The 16,010-nt window shown below is 59.3% G+C and carries 15 protein-coding genes and 3 tRNA genes; 9 read left to right on the forward strand and 9 right to left on the reverse strand.

The window, feature by feature from the left end:
* Window positions 1-21: 21 nt before the first annotated feature.
* The 9 genes from SLIT_RS07390 to SLIT_RS07430 all read left to right on the forward strand — a co-directional run bounded on the left by SLIT_RS07390 (window position 22) and on the right by SLIT_RS07430 (window position 6,519).
* Window positions 22-1,209, forward strand: coding sequence for an efflux RND transporter periplasmic adaptor subunit (locus SLIT_RS07390; RefSeq protein ID WP_083775059.1), 1,188 nt, complete (start codon window positions 22-24; stop codon window positions 1,207-1,209).
* A 9-nt stretch (window positions 1,210-1,218) separates the two neighbouring features.
* Window positions 1,219-1,947: an ABC transporter ATP-binding protein gene (locus tag SLIT_RS07395; protein WP_013029624.1), complete on the forward strand. Its 729-nt coding sequence runs from the start codon at window positions 1,219-1,221 to the stop codon at window positions 1,945-1,947.
* Window positions 1,944-3,164: an ABC transporter permease gene (locus SLIT_RS07400; RefSeq protein ID WP_013029625.1), complete on the forward strand. Its 1,221-nt coding sequence runs from the start codon at window positions 1,944-1,946 to the stop codon at window positions 3,162-3,164. The genes SLIT_RS07395 and SLIT_RS07400 overlap by 4 nt, the downstream gene beginning before the upstream one ends.
* Before the next feature lie 14 nt (window positions 3,165-3,178).
* Window positions 3,179-3,829, forward strand: coding sequence for a uracil-DNA glycosylase (locus SLIT_RS07405; RefSeq protein WP_013029626.1), 651 nt, complete (start codon window positions 3,179-3,181; stop codon window positions 3,827-3,829).
* Window positions 3,804-5,612 (forward strand): excinuclease ABC subunit UvrC, encoded by a 1,809-nt coding sequence (gene uvrC, locus SLIT_RS07410; RefSeq protein WP_013029627.1) that lies wholly within the window; start codon window positions 3,804-3,806, stop codon window positions 5,610-5,612. The genes SLIT_RS07405 and uvrC overlap by 26 nt, the downstream gene beginning before the upstream one ends.
* A 2-nt stretch (window positions 5,613-5,614) precedes the next feature.
* On the forward strand, window positions 5,615-6,196 hold the full coding sequence (pgsA, locus tag SLIT_RS07415; protein ID WP_013029628.1) for a CDP-diacylglycerol--glycerol-3-phosphate 3-phosphatidyltransferase: 582 nt from the start codon (window positions 5,615-5,617) through the stop codon (window positions 6,194-6,196).
* A 34-nt stretch (window positions 6,197-6,230) separates the two neighbouring features.
* Window positions 6,231-6,307 (forward strand) — tRNA-Pro (locus tag SLIT_RS07420).
* Between the two features lie 39 nt (window positions 6,308-6,346).
* A tRNA-Arg gene (locus tag SLIT_RS07425) sits at window positions 6,347-6,423 on the forward strand.
* A 20-nt stretch (window positions 6,424-6,443) separates the two neighbouring features.
* Window positions 6,444-6,519, forward strand: a tRNA-His gene (locus SLIT_RS07430).
* 34 nt (window positions 6,520-6,553) lie between these two features.
* Here SLIT_RS07430 and SLIT_RS07435 read toward each other — a convergent pair.
* The 9 genes from SLIT_RS07435 to prfB all read right to left on the reverse strand — a co-directional run bounded on the left by SLIT_RS07435 (window position 6,554) and on the right by prfB (window position 15,997).
* Window positions 6,554-6,784, reverse strand: a complete 231-nt coding sequence (locus SLIT_RS07435) for a hypothetical protein (protein ID WP_013029629.1) — start codon at window positions 6,782-6,784, stop codon at window positions 6,554-6,556.
* 65 nt (window positions 6,785-6,849) lie between these two features.
* On the reverse strand, window positions 6,850-7,218 hold the full coding sequence (locus tag SLIT_RS07440; RefSeq protein ID WP_013029630.1) for a TusE/DsrC/DsvC family sulfur relay protein: 369 nt from the start codon (window positions 7,216-7,218) through the stop codon (window positions 6,850-6,852).
* Window positions 7,219-7,633: 415 nt separating this feature from the next.
* A complete protein-coding gene (locus SLIT_RS07445) occupies window positions 7,634-7,828 on the reverse strand; it encodes a YgaP family membrane protein (RefSeq protein WP_013029632.1) in 195 nt (64 codons plus the stop codon).
* Window positions 7,829-7,914: 86 nt separating this feature from the next.
* On the reverse strand, window positions 7,915-8,580 hold the full coding sequence (locus SLIT_RS07450; protein WP_013029633.1) for a Crp/Fnr family transcriptional regulator: 666 nt from the start codon (window positions 8,578-8,580) through the stop codon (window positions 7,915-7,917).
* Window positions 8,581-10,083, reverse strand: a complete 1,503-nt coding sequence (gene lysS / locus SLIT_RS07455) for a lysine--tRNA ligase (RefSeq protein ID WP_013029634.1) — start codon at window positions 10,081-10,083, stop codon at window positions 8,581-8,583.
* Window positions 10,084-10,177: 94 nt separating this feature from the next.
* A complete protein-coding gene (locus tag SLIT_RS07460; RefSeq protein WP_013029635.1) occupies window positions 10,178-12,943 on the reverse strand; it encodes an AAA family ATPase in 2,766 nt (921 codons plus the stop codon).
* Window positions 12,943-13,626, reverse strand: a complete 684-nt coding sequence (locus SLIT_RS07465; protein WP_013029636.1) for a hypothetical protein — start codon at window positions 13,624-13,626, stop codon at window positions 12,943-12,945. The genes SLIT_RS07460 and SLIT_RS07465 overlap by 1 nt, the downstream gene beginning before the upstream one ends.
* Window positions 13,623-14,885: a hypothetical protein gene (locus tag SLIT_RS07470; protein ID WP_013029637.1), complete on the reverse strand. Its 1,263-nt coding sequence runs from the start codon at window positions 14,883-14,885 to the stop codon at window positions 13,623-13,625. Before SLIT_RS07470 ends, SLIT_RS07465 begins: the two co-directional genes overlap by 4 nt.
* Window positions 14,886-14,892: 7 nt before the next feature.
* Window positions 14,893-15,997, reverse strand: a protein-coding gene (gene prfB / locus SLIT_RS07475) for a peptide chain release factor 2 (RefSeq protein ID WP_013029638.1) whose coding sequence is annotated in 2 segments (ribosomal slippage) — window positions 14,893-15,915 and window positions 15,917-15,997 — 1,104 coding nt in all. Because the reading frame shifts where the segments join, the coding sequence is not laid out codon by codon here.
* Window positions 15,998-16,010: the final 13 nt, after the last annotated feature.

Consider the following 16,010-nt stretch of genomic DNA (forward strand, 5'->3'; position numbering starts at 1 on the left):
AATCGGAGTTCTGTGATGCAAATGAAAATATCAAAAAGCATGATGATCGGCATCTTGGCGCTGCTCATTGGCGGAGCCGTCATCTTCTGGTGGGTCATGCCAAAAAAATCCCCTGTAGCAGGGCGTTATGCGACTGCAACGATCGAGCGCGGATCCATCACGCAAAGTGTTGCTGCTAACGGAACCTTGAATCCGGTGGTATTGGTGAGCGTGGGCAGTCAGGTTTCCGGGATCGTAAAAAAATTGCATGCCGATTTCAACGATCAGGTCAAAGCGGGACAGATATTGCTGGAACTCGATCCGACGCTGAATCGTGCGCAACTACAGCAAAGCGAAGCGAACCTTGCCAGTGCCCAGGCTTCGCTGGATCTGGCCCAAGCCAATGAAACCAGGGCGCGCGGGCTGTTTGCACAGGAATATGTGACACGCCAGGACCTGGATGTCGCCGTGCAGGCGTTCAAAGCGGCCAAGGCCCAGTTTGATGTTGCTCAGGCACAGGTGGTGCGCGACCGCAGGAACCTGGACAACACCGTGATCCGCTCGCCGGTATCCGGTGTCGTAGTGTCGCGGCTGGTCGATGTCGGTCAGACCGTGGCGGCTTCGCTGCAATCGCCGACCTTGTTCCAGATCGCCCAGGATCTCTCGCACATGCAGATCGACACGAGTTATGCCGAGGCGGATGTGGGTAACATCCGCGTGGGCCAGCATGCGACATTCCGCGTCGATGCCTTCCCGAACCGCATATTCCGCGGCGAAGTTCGCCAGGTGCGGCTGAATCCGACCACGCAGCAGAACGTGGTTACCTATGATGTGGTGGTGTCGGTGGACAATCTGGATCAGGCACTGATGCCGGGCATGACGGCGTACGTGAACATCGTCGTCGCGCAGCGCAATGATGCGTTGCTGGTTCCCAATGCCGCATTGCGTTTTCGGCCCGGCGATGCGACGTCCCGGCAGGACAGGATGCGCAGCAACGACAAATCTGCAAGCGAGGGAGCAGGCAAGAACAAGGGAGAAGCGATCCCCATGGGCACGGTGTATCTGCTGGATAACAGCCAGCCCAAAGCGGCGCGCATTTCCGTAGGTATCACGGATAATCGTCAGACCGAGGTACTGGGAGGATCGATCAAGGAAGGCGATGCTGTCATCGTCGAAGACCTGCAACCGCCCTCCAAGAGCGAAGGCGGTCGCGGTATGAGATTGTTCTAGGTGCTGGCGATGAACAGCGATCCCGTCATTCGTATCGAGCGGCTATACAAGGAGTACGTGACCGAAGCGGGCACGGTGCCGGTGCTCAAGGATGTTTCTGTCTCGGTGATGCCGGGGGAATTCGTCGCCATCATGGGGCCGTCGGGTTCGGGTAAATCCACGTTCATGAATATCCTCGGCTGCCTCGATGTGGCGACCAGCGGCAACTATTTTCTCAACGGCCGCGATGTGAACGCGCAGAGCCGCGATGAACTGGCGTTGTTGCGCAATCAGGTGATCGGCTTCGTGTTCCAGGGATTCAATCTGTTGCCACGCGCAAGTCTGGAGGATAACGTCGCATTGCCGTTGATCTATCGCGGTACACCGACCGCGACCCGTTTGGCACGTGCCAGCGAAATGCTGGAGAAGGTCGGGCTCGGGCAATACCGGCGCTCACGTCCCAATCAGATATCGGGCGGGCAGCAGCAGCGCGTTGCCATCGCGCGCGCGCTGGTCAACCATCCCAAGCTGCTGCTGGCAGACGAACCGACCGGCAATCTCGATACGCATACCAGTCAGGAGATCATGGCGCTGTTCACCGAACTGAACCAGCGCGATGGCATCACGATCGTCCTCATCACGCACGAATCGGACATCGCCACTTATGCGCAGCGGCTGGTGCGACTCTCCGATGGCCGCATCGTGTATGACGGGGCGATCGAGCATGCCGCCCCGCACCATCTGGAGGCGACCTCGTGATCAGCGCCATGCTCAGTGAAGCCTGGATGGCGATGGGAGCGAACCGGTTGCGCACCTTCCTGACCATGCTCGGCATGGTCATCGGTGTCGGCGCCGTGATCCTGATGCTGGCTGTGGGGCAGGGGGCGCAGCAGCAAGTGCAGGCATCCATCGCATCCATGGGCAGCAATCTGTTCATCATTCTTTCCGGCTCGACCACATCCGGCGGGGCGCGCATGGGTGGAGGCGCAGCACCGACACTGACCGTGGCAGATGCGCAGGCCATCGAGGAATTGTCGTCGGTCAATGCAGCCGCCCCGGCATCGCCGGGGACTGCCCAATTGATATATGGTCCCAATAACTGGAGCACCGTGATCAATGGCACAACTCCAAGTTACCTGAAGGTGCGCGATTGGCAGTTGGCTGAAGGAGCTTCGTTTTCCGATTCCGATGTCCGCTCGGCGACACAGGTTGCGTTGCTGGGCGAAACCGTGGTGCAAAACCTGTTCGGCGACGAAGATCCGGTAGGCAAGACCATACGCATCAAGAACAGTCCTTATGTGGTTCTCGGGGTGCTCGGGGCCAAAGGTCAAAGCCTGGATGGGCGCGATCAGGATGACACCGTGCTGGTTCCGGTATCCACGGCGCAACGCAAGCTGTTCGGGACCCGCATCGGCGGCACCGTACGATACGTCATGGCGCAGGCCGAGTCGGCCGATGCGATGCCGAGAGTCGAGAAATCGATCAACCAATTGCTGCGCCAGCGCCACCGTATCCGTGAAGGCGCAGACGACGACTTTACCGTGCGCAACCTTACCGCCATGGCGAACACCGCTGCCGAGACTGCCAAGGTCATGTCCATGATGCTGGGCGCCATCGCCTCAATCTCGTTGCTGGTTGGCGGCATCGGGATCATGAATATCATGTTGGTATCGGTTACGGAACGCACACGCGAAATCGGTATCCGCATGGCTATCGGAGCCCGCGCCAAGGACATCCTGCTGCAATTCCTGCTGGAAGCCATCATCATCTCCGTGGTCGGTTGCCTGATCGGTGTGCTGCTTGGCGTCGGCGGGGCAATGGCGGTGAGCAAGCTGACCGGCATGGAAGTGCTGGTGACCGTTACTTCCATCGTCACGGCCTTTTGTGTGGCTGCAGCAGTCGGCATATTCTTCGGCTGGTATCCTGCACGCAAAGCCTCCATGCTCAAGCCTATCGATGCTTTGAGATTCCAATAGAAACAGATAACTATATGAACGTTTTTTCCACCGATTGCCGGTTGTGTCCGCGGCTGGCTTCTTTCCTGGATGAGGTTCGTTTGGCGCAGCCGGACTATTTTGCCAAGCCGGTTCCTTCCTTCGGCGATGCAGGGTCGCCCTTGCTGATCGTTGGGCTGGCACCGGGCATGCATGGTGCAAACCGAACCGGACGACCTTTCACCGGCGATTACGCCGGTGACCTGTTGTATTCGACCTTGCATAAATTCGGTTTGGCTACCGCAGCCGAGCCTCTGGATGCCAATAAACAGGCCAATCCCCGGCTGAAACTGAAGAGTTGCCGCATCACCAATGCAGTACGCTGCTTGCCGCCGCAGAACAAGCCCGAACCGGCCGAGGTCAGGCAATGCAACGGCTACCTCGTACAGGAACTGGCAGCCGTGCCGCAAGGAGCAGCGATACTTGCCCTGGGCACCGTCGCACATGAGGCGGTGTTGCGCGCCTGCGCCCTGAAGGTGAAGGGCTACAAATTCGCCCACTCGGCACGCCACGAATTGCCGAATGGCCTGAAGCTGTATGACAGTTACCATTGCAGCCGCTACAATACCCAGACCAGACGCTTGACTGAAGCGATGTTCCATCAGGTCTTTGAATCTATCCTTGAACGCCACAGCCTTCGACCCTAAAGAGTTCGTCGCCTCGCTGCCATTGCAGCCTGGTGTGTATCGTATGCTGGACGAGGCTGGGCAAGTGCTGTACGTGGGCAAGGCCAACCAGCTCAAGAAGCGCGTCGGCTCCTATTTCCAGCAGAGTAACCTGTCGCCGCGCATCCGCCTGATGGTGTCGCACATCGCGCGCATCGAAGTCACCGTGACGCGTTCCGAGGCCGAGGCTTTGCTGCTGGAGAACAATCTCATCAAGTCACTGAAGCCGCGTTACAACATCCTGTTCCGCGACGACAAATCCTATCCCTACATCGTGCTGACCGGCAGTCCGTCGCCGCGCCTGACTTATTACCGCGGAGCTACCGACAAACGCAATCAGTATTTCGGTCCCTATCCAAACGCGCAGGCGGCGAAGGAAAGCATCAATCTGCTGCAAAAGGTGTTCCGGCTGCGCACGTGCGAGGAAGGAGTCTTCAACAACCGAACCAGACCCTGTCTGCTGCATCAGATCCATCGCTGCAGCGCGCCATGTGTCGGACTCATCAGCGCCGAGGATTACGCTACCGATGTGCGCAATGCCGGACTGTTGCTGCAAGGCAAGTTCGATGAGGTGGAGAAACGTCTGCGGGAGGCGATGGAACAGGCGGCAGAAGCCATGCACTACGAACATGCCGCCGCGCTGCGCGACCAGTTGCAGGCACTGCATACGGTGCAGCAGAAACAGTTCGTGGAGAGCGGGCGCGATACCGATGCCGACATTGTGGCGGTAGTCGAGGCTGAAGGCGCGATATGCCTGAACCTCGCTGTGGTGCGCGGTGGGCGGCATCTGGGCGACAAACCGTTCTTTCCCCAGAACGTGCAGGGCCAGGACAGCGCTGAGGTGCTGGAGGCTTTCTTGGCGCAGCATTATCTGGAGAGTAACGTACCTTCGCTGATCATCACCAGCGCAGAGATCTCCGATGAAACACTGGAAGCGTTGTTGAGCGAGCAGGCGGGGCACAAGGTTCAGATCCGGCACGCGGTGACCGGGGAGCGGCGGCAATGGCTGGAGATGGCGCAAGGCAATGCACTGTTGGCATTGCGCCAGCAAGCCGGCTTGCAAGCCGGACAGGCATTGCGCCTGGAGGCGCTGCGTACGGCATTGTCATTGCCCGATCTGAAACGGATCGAATGCTTCGACATCAGTCATACCATGGGTGAAGCGACTGTGGCATCGTGCGTGGTCTACGATGATTTGGCCATCCGCCCGCAGGAATATCGTCGTTACAACATCGGCGGCATCACGCCCGGTGACGACTATGCCGCGATGCGGCAGGCACTGCAGCGGCGCTACCAGAAATTGCAGGCGGGGGAGGGCAAGCGCCCGGACCTGATCCTGATCGACGGTGGAGCCGGACAGTTGGGCATGGCGGTGGAGGTGATGGCAGAGTTCGGATTGTCCGATATCGCGCTGATTGGAGTGGCCAAGGGAGTGGAACGCAAGCCGGGAAAGGAGCAATTGTTGCGACCCGGTGCGGAAAAGCCGTTACAATTGACCCCAGATAGTCCTGCCCTGCATCTGATCCAGCAAGTGCGTGATGAGGCTCATCGTTTTGCCATCAGCGGCCATCGTGCACGACGCGGAAAAGCGCGCACCACTTCATCATTGGAAGACATCGAGGGAGTGGGAGAAAAACGCCGCCGCAACTTGCTGACCCATTTCGGTGGGTTAAAGGGTGTACAACAAGCCAGCATAGAAGAATTAGCGCGAGTAGAGGGGATCAGCCCATTGCTTGCAGAAAAAATTTACCAGCACCTACATTAACGATGCCACTCAATATACCGAATCTGCTGACCTGGTTCAGGATACTGATGATCCCCGTGTTTTTCTCGGTGTTCTATGTTTCGGATGAAACGCTTAGCCTGCACCAGAAACATCTGTTCAGCACAGCCATCTTCTGGCTTGCAGCCATTACGGATTGGCTCGATGGCTATCTGGCACGCGCTTTGGACCAAGGGTCGGCTTTTGGCGCCTTCCTTGATCCAGTGGCGGACAAACTGATGGTGGCAGCTGCACTGATTGTTTTGGTCAAACTGGGATTGGTCAATGACATCATCGCCTTCATCATCATCGGTCGCGAGATCACGATCTCTGCGTTGCGCGAATGGATGGCACAACTCGGCAATAGCAAGAGCGTGGCCGTTTCCATGCTCGGCAAGTTCAAGACCGCGTTCCAGATGCTGGCTATCCTGTTCTTGCTGTATCAGGAGCCCTTGTTCGGTATCTCGACGTTATGGTGGGGGAATTTGCTGATCTACCTCGCTGCGGTGCTGACTTTGTGGTCGATGGTTTATTACCTGACCCTGGCCATGCCACAAATATTGGAAAAATCTCGCAATCAAAATTGATTTTTGCCGCTCGGTCTGTATAATGCCGCGCTCTCGGGGTGTAGCGTAGCCTGGTAGCGCGCCTGCTTTGGGAGCAGGATGTCGGGAGTTCGAATCTCTCCACCCCGACCAGGTTCAAGTAGCAAGAGTTTGTTGGATGCCGAAAGAATTGTGCCCGTAGCTCAACCGGATAGAGCACCAGCCTTCTAAGCTGGGGGTTACAGGTTCGATTCCTGTCGGGCACGCCAATAGACTTGATGGTTCAACGGTGGCTGTAGCTCAGTTGGTAGAGCCCTGGATTGTGATTCCAGTTGTCGTGGGTTCGAGCCCCATCAGCCACCCCATCTTCCCCTCTTTGCATTACCCCTCTCGCCGGGATTACAGGCCAACGATGGTCGCCACCGGGTCTGTTTTACGCACCATATCCAGAATCTGCATGCCTCGAACTGCATCGGGATCATATTTCACGATCAAGGCATGTGAATGTGAATGACGGTCAAATTCGGCGCAATCAACCCCAACGCGTCCCTCGACCATCCTTGTCAATTCGCTCCTTGCTTGTGGTTCCAGTTCTGGATGAATATAAATCAACATATCGGCTTTGTTCATGATTCTCTCCTGCAGACCAAGATTTTGAACACAGTCAATCTGCGAGGCAGACGACCCTTGTTTTGTTACGCCGCCCAGCCGAATGAAGGATCTCTGGAATATAACGGGGCAGGTATGCCTGCCAAACGTGATCCTTGGCTGACTGGCCCCTTCGGGAACAGCTCATAAAGATAACGACGCCCGCCCTCATTGACGAAATCCTGTTCCAGAATACGCATGACCACGCGCGAATTCGCTGAGCGTCCGTTTTCTCTATAAAGATTCCGCAATGTGTAAATCACATGCCAATGATCTTCGGTCAGCTCTTCCAACCCCTCTTCCTGCGCCATGTGTTTTACCGTCATCGGAGACCAGTGTTCCAGGTTGTACATGTTGCCTTCGGGGTCGGAATACTGAAGGCCTTCATCGTTGATGATATGGTTTATATCAAGCATGATGTACTCCTTATATCAGGGGCGTTGCAGATTGGAAGGCGGGCGCGTTACTGGAGCTGCCTTGGCTGTGGCACGGTTCATCCACTCAACAAGCTCAGGCTCGATAAGTGTTTCGTTGGATAAGGCCTGAGAATATAAGAATGTGCTTGCAGCCTCAAAACGGAAGGCGATGGATCCATTGCTAAACGGGCGGGAAGTGCCAGAGGTTTCCATGCTTACCTCCTCATGCAACTTGAGAGGTTTCACCGTCAATCGTTGACGGTGATGACTGATATGGGATACATGATGTCATAGCCTACTTTTATAGTCAACTATTAACCGTGCTTTGTCTCCTGAATGAATTCAACCAGGATATTTGATGCCCTGGAAATAAAAACGCCCGGCCTTGGAGCCGGGCGTTTCGGAATCGGAAAAATCAATTCTTTTCCATTGGGCAAGTAGTCATGCCGAAGATGGCATAAGCCGGACAGAATTTGAAGATTCCGGTCAGCAGCGGAACCACACCGATCCAGCCCCATACACCGATCATTCCAGCAAGTGTGGCGCCGATGAGTGCCAGGCCGACCACGATGCGCAGGATGCGATCAATACCACCAACGTTGAGTTTCATGTTTGCTCCTTGGAATAGGTTAAGGGAGGCTTCAGGATATGCGCAAACAAGAGGATTGTCTGTGACAAAAATCACAAAACAGCAAGTCAGAGTTCGGCGAATCGTTTAAGTGCTGCCTTATCAGTAACTTCAATCTGTTCCCGTGCAAGTTTAACCCAACCCTGCTCGGCAAAACCTTTCAATAGACGACTGACGATCTCGCGCGCACTGCCGAGCTCATCGGCCAAGGCCTGGTGTGTCATAAAGAGAGGGCTCGCTTTTGCGATAAGCAAGGCGGCCAGACGTTGATCGAGTTTCTGGAATGCGACGGCCGAGACCAGCTGCATCAGGTCGGTGAGGCGGTCGGAGAACAGGTGGAACACATAGTTCCGGAATGCTTCGTGATTTCCAACCAGAATATGGAAGGAGGGCGCTGGCAACAGCACCATTTCCAACGGCTGTTCGGCGATGCCGCGGGCCTGATAGCGGGTATGCCCGAGCAGGCAACTGCTGGTGAGTATGCAGCTTTCCCCCGGACTGACACGATAGAGCTGCAATTCACGACCGTTCGGGGCGGCCTTGATCACACGGATGCTGCCGGAGAGCAACATGGGAAATCCCTGGCAAGGCTGGTTCTCGTCGAACACCACTGCACCATTCGGCAGCGGCACCAACAGCGCATTCGCCAGTAACGCATCCAGCTCCGCTGCGGGCATATCGGCCAGTGCGGGGTAGTACTGCAGCAGGCGAGTGCGGAGTTCCGGATTCAGCATTTATTCCGGTCGCATGTGCGGGAACAGGATGACGTCCCTGATGCTGGCGCTGTCGGTCAGCAGCATGACCAATCGGTCGATACCGATGCCTTCGCCGGCCGTCGGAGGCAACCCGTATTCGAGTGCGCGAACGTAGTCGTTGTCCTTGAACATCGCCTCTTCGTCGCCAGCATCTTTCGCTGCAACCTGAGCATCGAAGCGACGCTCCTGGTCTTCTGCATCGTTCAGTTCGGAGAAACCATTGGCGATCTCGCGGCCGACGATGAACAGCTCGAAGCGTTCAGTGATCTCCGGGCGGGCATCGCTGCTGCGCGCCAGCGGCGAGACTTCGACGGGATAGTCGATGATGAAGGTCGGCTCGAACAGGTGTGCCTCGGCCAGCTCTTCGAACAGCGACAGCTGCAAACCGCCGACCGCGTCTTTCGGATTGTATTTGGCCTTGAGGTCTTTCAATTCGTTGACCAGGAAATCGCGGTCGTTCAGCTGCGCATCGGTGAACTGCGGATGATATTTCTGGATCGCTTGTACCATGGTCAGGCGGTGGAACGGCTTGCCCAGGTCCAGTTCCTTGCCCTGATAGGTGATGACGGTGGTGCCGAGTACCTTGCGCGCCACTTCAGCGAACAGCTTCTCGCTGAAGTCCATCAGGTATTTGTAATCGCGATACGCCTCGTAGAATTCGATCATGGTGAATTCCGGATTGTGGCGTGTCGAGACGCCCTCGTTGCGGAAATTGCGGTTCACCTCGAACACCTTCTCGAAACCGCCCACCACCAGACGCTTCAGGTACAGCTCCGGCGCGATGCGCAGGTACATCTGCAGGTCCAGCGCGTTGTGGTGCGTGACGAACGGCTTGGCCGACGCGCCGCCGGGAATGGGGTGCATCATCGGCGTTTCGACTTCCAGGTAGCCGTGGCGCACGAAGAACTCGCGAATCGCCTGGATGATCTGGGTGCGTGCGATGAACACCTTGCGCGATTGCTCGTTGGTGATCAGGTCGAGGTAACGCTGGCGGTATTTCTGTTCCATGTCGGTCAGACCGTGGAATTTTTCCGGCAACGGACGCAGCGCCTTGGTCAGCAGGCGCACCTGCGTCACGCGCACGGAAAGCTCGCCGCTCTTGGTCTTGAACAGTACGCCGACCGCACCGAGGATATCGCCCATGTCGTAATGCTTGAACTCGCTGTGCGCTGCTTCGCCGGTGATGTCGTTGCTGATGAACAGCTGGATGCGGCCGCTCATGTCCTGCACCGTGGCAAAGCTGGCCTTGCCCATCACGCGCTTCAGCATCATGCGGCCGGCCACGGCGACATGGACCTGCGCGGCTTCCAGTTCGTCATGCGATTTCTCGCCGAACTCGGCATGCAGGTCGGCGGCCATGTGCTCGCGCTTGAAATCGTTGGGGAAGGCGACGCCTTTTTCGCGGATCGCCTTCAGCTTGGCGCGGCGCTCCGCGATGATCTGATTCTCGTCCTGGACTGGGGTAATGGGTTCGGTGCTCATGGTGTTCTGAATGGGTTGAGTTAAATTTTAGCGGCGTGAAATATAGCACAGGGACGGGGTTTTCAGGACTTGCTTGTACACCCGTTGCTGCTGGTCATGACCTTTCCCGCACCAGCACCTTCACGCCCGGCGCCCAGGTGTCCGTCGGTTTCTTCTTGAAAGTCACCAGCGTCAACATGGACGGGTCGTACACGCCGACGTTGTGGGTGACCGGCGTGGTTAGCAGATATTGCGCACGGGTGGCCTTGAGGAACTTTGCCACGCGCTCGATGTTGACGATGTCGAGGTGGGCGAAGGGTTCGTCGATGAAGACGAAGCCGCCGGGACGCGACTCTTCCATCATCAGTGCCACCAGCAGGATCAGCGACTTCATCACCTGCTGTCCGCCGGAAGCATCGCCGTCGTTCATACCCATGAAGCCCTTGTCGTCGAAGTTGAAGCGCACCGCCAGGCCGGCCTGTGCCAGCGACAGGTCGTTATTCTCAAGCGCCACCGGCTCGTGTTCCACCTTGATGCCGGCCAAGTCGCCCAGCACTTTGAGGTTCTTCACGTAGCGGCTGACGGTGTGGCGCAGCACGGCGATGTACTGCTCGCGCGCGGTCTCGGTCTGGCTGCGCGCCATCTCGTTGTCGCGGCGGCGCGAGGAGAGGTCGCTCTCCATGCGCCGGTAGTCGTCCTTGATCTTGTCGCGTAGCGCGACCACGGTATCGTCGGTCTCCCAGGATTCCTCCTTGAAGCGAAGTTCGATCTCTTCGATGCGGCGGTCGATGTTGGTGGTGTCGCGGTATTTGTCGGCGAGTTGCTGGTTGGCGTCGCTGTTGCTCCAGCCAGCCGGGAACTGCTTGCGGTTATGGCGCAGTGTCTGCACGCGGCGCTTCTGCTCCTCGCGCGCGGAGCGGTTCTCTTTGCCGGCGATCTCGCGTTCCAGCCCCTGCAAGGCGAACTCGATCTTTTGCAGACTGCCGAAAGCCGTGCTGACGGCCTTGTCGGCCTCCGCGCGTTCCTGTTGCGCTTGCAGCACGGTATTGTCGCGACGACGCAGCACCAGCGCATCGTATTGCTGGCGCGCTTCGGCGAATTCTTCGGCGCGCTCGGCGAGCCGTGCGGCAGCATCCACCCCGGCCAGTTGCGCCTGCTGCGTGCGGATGCGAGAGGTGAGTTCGTTCAATTGTTCGCGCAAGGGCGCCAGCGCTTTTTCGAGCTGGCCGCGCTGCTCGCGCAGTGCTTCCAGACGCGCCTTGCCGAAACGCGCCTGATCCGGCGCAGCATAGCGGCCGCCGCGTCGTTCACGCAAGTAGCCTTGCCGCGTGATCCAGTCTTCGCCGCGCGGCAGCTTGCTGCCTGCGGCCGCGTCTTCCACGCGGCGGGTGCGTTCCAGTGTGCGCAGCAGCCATTCCGGCACCGGCTTGGCGAAGTGCACCACTTCCAGCAGCGAGCCCTTGGGCGCGAGTCCGGCGCTCACGCAGTCCGGCACGATGAAGTGGCGGTAGCGCAGCTTTTCGCCCAGCGCCATTGCCGCTTCGGTGTCTTTCTCCTTGCCCAGCAGCACCAGATGAGCGAACGGCGCGAGCACGGCTTCCACCGCCGACTGCCAGGTCGGGTCGGCGACCTCCACCACGTCGGCGAGCAGGTCGTGCACGATGCCGGCCTGGCTCAGCGCCTGGCGGAAAGCGCCGACATCGTGCGGATCGGCGCGGCGTCCGGCGGCGAGGTTCTCCAGCATCTCGTCGAGCTGGCGTTGCTTCTGTTCCAGTTCGGCGATGCGCAAGCGCAGGCCATCACGTTCCCCCGCAAGTTTTTCGATCTCGCGTGCATCGGCGAGCTTGTCGCCTTGGGTGCTGTGCACTTGCTGTTCCAGCCGTTTTTGTTGTTCGACGATGGCTTCCCAGCGTCCCAGTTCGCGGTTCAGTTCGTTCAGCGCGCGCTGCTGGTTCTGTTCGTTTTCCTGTGCTGCCTGGCTGCGCAGTTGCGCGTTTTCGTGGGCCTGTCGTTGTGCCTGCAATTCGAGCTGCATGCTTGCGCGTTCGGCGTGCTTGGTGCGCCATTCTTTTCGGATGGCAAGCAGGGTGCGGCGCGCGTTGTCGGCTTCGCGCTGCAACAAGTGATGCTCGAGACGCGGACGGATTTCGGCGGTCAGCGAGACGCGCTCCTGATTCAGGCGATGCCATTCCAGATAGCGGTTCACCTTCTGCTCGTGTTTCTCCAGGCTGTTGCCGAGCGCTTCGAGCTGGTTCTGTCCCGCATCCAGTTCGCGCACGGTATGTTCCTGGTGGTGGCGTGCCTCTTCGTACCGTTCCAGCACTTCCTTGTCGCCGAAGACCTGGAACACCAGGTCGAGCAGATCCTTGTGCGACAGCTCGCACAGCTTGTCGGTCTGCCCCTGTTCCAGCGACAGCACGCGGGCGATGGCGGGCGACAGGCCTGCGCTGTGCAAAATGCGCTGGTAGTCGCGCACGCCGAACTCTTCGCCTTTCTGCTCGATCTCCTGCAGACTGACCTCGCCGTCGGCGATCCAGTATTTGCGCGACCAGTCGCCGCCTTTCTTGTCGATGCGGCAGGCCAGCGTGATCTTGTCCTGCTGGTAGGGCAGGCGGAACGGGCGGTAGCTCGCGCCCGGCGGGCACTGGTTGTCCACCACGCCGCGCAGCCAGCAGAAGTCCTCGCCGTTGCGGCGCACGTAGCGCTTGTAGTCGCGTTTCTTCGAGCACTCCAGCGCCAGCAACGTGCGCATGGCATCGAGCAGCGTGGTCTTGCCCGAGCCGTTGGGGCCGGAGATGGTGATGATGGGTGCGTCCAGCGGCAGCTTGAAGTTGCGCCAGTAGTCCCAGTGTACGGTTTCCAGTTCCATCAACCTGAACATCAGGACTCCTCCTCGTTATGCAACTCCCCAAGCGTCACATCGCGCAGGATGCCGCGCTGTTTCAGCAGGTCGGACAGCGCGCCTTGCAGGATGCGCGGCGCCATTTCGGCGTAGTCGAAGGCGAGGTCGAGCAGCGGGCCTTCGTGGATCACCTTGTTCTTGCGCTCGATGAAGCCGAGGCGCGACAGCTGCGGCAGCGCGAACTGCTGCAGGCGCGCCTTGCCGCCGAGCAGCTTGCCATAGTCTTCCAGCAGTACGTTCTCGGCGATGCCGCGCGAAGCCTCGTGCGCCAGCGGTGTGAGCTTCACGGTCTCGAACATCTCGGTTTGCTCTTCTTTCTGCGCGGATTCGCCGGACTGCTGGCGTTCGCGCTTGGGCAGGATGATCAGCGCCCACAGGATCACCAGCAGCGCGACCGCATCCTTGGGCAGGCCGAGGTTGCTGGATTGCCAGGCGTCGTTCTGTTCGAACACCGCGCTCTCGCATTCGCGCGTGAGCGCGACGCCAACGTAAGCGGAGAAAGGATGTGCCAGCAGGCGCAGGCCGTTGGTGGCCAGACGCTGTTCCACTTCGTCGCGGAATCCGGCGTCCACCAGCAGGCGGCGCACTTCCTTGTCCTCGCGTGGCAGGTAGCGCAGCGCCAAGAGGCGGGCGATCAGGCGGGCGGCATGGTCCTGGTTCATGTGTTTTTCTCCTGTTGCGGTTCGATATGGCCGCCGCTCATCGCGGCAATCTCATCGCGTCCGATGTGTTGCAATTCGAAGTTCTCGTCCCAGCACAGTCGCAACGGCAGATGCGCCAGCGGGGCGAGTTCCGGGTCGACGTTCTGTTCGCCGAGGAAGGACAGCAGCGACAGGCGATACGATGCGTCGCTGAATCCGCCGCCGACGATGCCGTCGGCAAGCGTGAGCGGCTCATCCAGCCCGGACAACAGGCGCACCAGCGCGGCCAGCTGATACGGCGGGTCGAGTGCAATGTCGTCCACGTACTCGACTTCGGACGGCGCGGGCATGGCGGAGACGCGACGATTCGGCAGGTCGCGCGCGACGAACTCTTCGGTGTTGTCCACCATCACGTCGGGCAGGATGAAAGTGGTTTCCGGCGTGAGGGTGAGTTGCCCGGCGGCGAGTTCGACCAGTTCATCCACGGTGCGCTGCTTGAGCCAGGCGGCGAGTTCGGAAGAGCTGAGCCCGCCGTGCGACAGGTGCACCTGCTGGCGCGAGATCTCGGCCAGCTCGCGCTGGAACACGGAAGACATGCGCATCAGTTTGGATTGGCGCTGGCCGATCTGTTGCGACAGTTTCCAGGTCGTGTCATCCAGCCCTTCGGTGGCCAGGTCGCGCATGACCTCGTTGGCCTTGTCCATCCATTTCTGCACCGCCTCCAGCCTGGTTTGCGCTTCGCGCAGCCGGAATTCGGAGCCCGAGGTGACTGCCTGGGAGAACTCCTCTTCCAGTTCGGCCAGGCGGGCCAACAGGTGCGCCAGCGCTTCCGGCGACAGCTTGCCCACGGCCGCACCAGCGGCGATCTGCGCAGCGAGGAACTCGCCGTCCTGCTCGGTGTTGAAGTTGAGCAGGCTGGACAGCGCCGACAACACCATGCGTCCGGCGGAGGAAAGGCGATAGAGATGACGCTCGTTGTCCCACAACAGCAACTCGTGTTCGCGCAGACGGCCGAGCACGGTGTTGAGCTTGGACTGGTTGATGAAGGCAAAGTGGCTTTGCAGTTCCCGCGGTGACCACTCCGGCGCCTCCGCGCGCAGGCCGATCTCGCGCAACACCATCAGGCGCACCATCACCTCATCGTCGCCGCCACGGAACAGCGCGATCATTGCGCCGATCAGTGGCTTGGCCGCGAACAGCGGGAAGAATTGCGGTACGTCGGCGGGCTCGACGCCGGCGACGAAGAACTCGGCGAGGCCGTTGTCTTCCTGCTCGGACATGTTGCTCTTAAACGCCTTGCTTCAGGCTGGCTTCGATGAAGGGATCGAGGTCGCCGTCGAGCACCTTCTGCGTATTGGATATCTCGACGTTGGTGCGCAGATCCTTGATGCGCGACTGGTCGAGCACATAGGAACGGATCTGGTGGCCCCAGCCGACATCGGTCTTGGACGCTTCCAGCTTGTCGGCTTCGGACTGGCGCTTGCGCAGCTCCAGTTCGTACAGGCGCGACTTCAGCATGGACATGGCCTCGGCCTTGTTGCGGTGCTGCGAGCGGTCGTTCTGGCACTGCACCACGATGCCGGTGGGCTGATGGGTGATGCGGATCGCCGAGTCGGTCTTGTTGATGTGCTGGCCGCCCGCACCTGAGGCGCGGAAGGTGTCGATACGCAGATCGGCCGGGTTGATGTCCACTTCGATGGAATCATCCACTTCAGGGGAGACGAACAGACTGGCGAAGGAGGTGTGGCGACCGCCCGAGGAATCGAACGGCGATTTGCGTACCAGGCGGTGCACGCCGGTTTCGGTGCGCAGGTGACCGTAGGCGTATTCGCCTTCGACCTTGAGCGAGGCGCTGCGGATGCCGGCGACATCGCCGTCGGTCTGCTCCAGCACCTCGACCTTGAAGCCCTTGCGCTCGCAGTACTTGAGGTATTGGCGCAGCAGCATCGAGGCCCAGTCGCACGCTTCGGTGCCGCCGGCGCCGGCCTGGATGTCGATGAAGCAGTTGTTCGGGTCGGCCGGGTTGGAAAACATGCGGCGGAATTCAAGCGCGGCGACGCGAGTCTCGATGTCCTGCACATCGGCGGCGATGCTGTTCAGGCTGTCGTCGTCATTCTCGGCTTGCGCCATCTCGAACAGTTCTGCTGCATCGTCGAGGTTCTGGCTGATCCGGATGAGGCCAAGCACCACGTCTTCCAGCGACTTGCGTTCGCGGCCCAATTCCTGCGCGCGCTTCGCATCGTTCCAGATGGCTGGGTCTTCGGCGAGCTGATTGACTTCGGCTAGGCGTTCCTGCTTGCTGTCGAAGTCAAAGAAACCTCCGTAACTCATTGCTGCGATTGCGTAAATCTTGCAGGGAATTGGAGAGGGCGTTGAGTTGTTCGGCTTCCATTTTTTATGTCTTA

Origin of the sequence: Sideroxydans lithotrophicus ES-1, assembly GCF_000025705.1 — a bacterium.
In the GTDB taxonomy this organism is placed as follows: Bacteria; Pseudomonadota; Gammaproteobacteria; order Burkholderiales; family Gallionellaceae; genus Sideroxyarcus; species Sideroxyarcus lithotrophicus.